Origin of the sequence: Achromobacter sp. Marseille-Q0513 (assembly GCF_018195695.1) — a bacterium.
Lineage (GTDB): Bacteria > Pseudomonadota > Gammaproteobacteria > Burkholderiales > Burkholderiaceae_B > Achromobacter.
The window spans coordinates 1-572 of the sequence record NZ_JAGTJY010000461.1 but is presented as its reverse complement, the minus strand read 5'-3'; the positions used below and the strand labels follow the sequence as shown (position 1 = coordinate 572).

General features: G+C 72.6%; 1 protein-coding gene. It reads left to right on the top strand.

The window, feature by feature from the left end:
* Positions 1-139: 139 nt before the first annotated feature.
* The gene (locus tag KDH83_RS31260) at positions 140-529 is read left to right on the top strand and encodes a TSUP family transporter (protein WP_212323003.1); all 390 of its coding nucleotides are present in this window, start codon (positions 140-142) and stop codon (positions 527-529) included.
* Positions 530-572: the final 43 nt, after the last annotated feature.

Below are 572 nucleotides of genomic sequence, written 5' to 3'. Positions count from 1 at the left end.
TGGCGCCGCACAACGCTGCCATGCCACAACGCTGCCGCGCCACAGCCCACGGCGCCAGGATGCCGCAAAGCCGCATCGACAACGCGGCTACGTTGCTCGTCGTCGCGTTTCCACTTGTCCATTTTCGTCGCCATCCACCATGAGTCTCGATGTCCAGGTCGTCGCAGTCGCCCTACTCGCCGTGGGCGTGATCGGTTTCATGAAGGGGGCGTTCGGGGGCGGCTTCGCGATCATCGGCATTCCGCTGCTGGCGCTGGTGATGGATCCGATTGCCGCGGGCAGCCTGCTGGCGCCGCTGTTCGTGGCCATGGACGTATTCGCCCTGCGCTACTGGCGGCCACGCACCTGGTCGCGGCCGGACCTGCTCTGGCTGCTGCCGGGGCTGCTGGCGGGGGGGTTCGCGGGGGCTTTTCTGCTGCCCCCCGGGCACCGCCCCGCCGGGGGAATCCCGTTGGCGCCGACGGCCCCTCTGCTCGCCCGGGTGGGGGGGGGCGGCGCGGGGCCGGGGGCCCCGGGGGCGCGCGGATGACGGCCATGCGGGTGGGCTCGCCGACGATGCAGGCCGCCGGGCG

What these genes read in the sequence shown, in the direction of transcription:
- KDH83_RS31260 (WP_212323003.1), top strand. Translation starts at nt 140, where the DNA reads ATGAGTCTCGATGTCCAGGTCGTCGCAGTCGCCCTACTCGCCGTGGGC.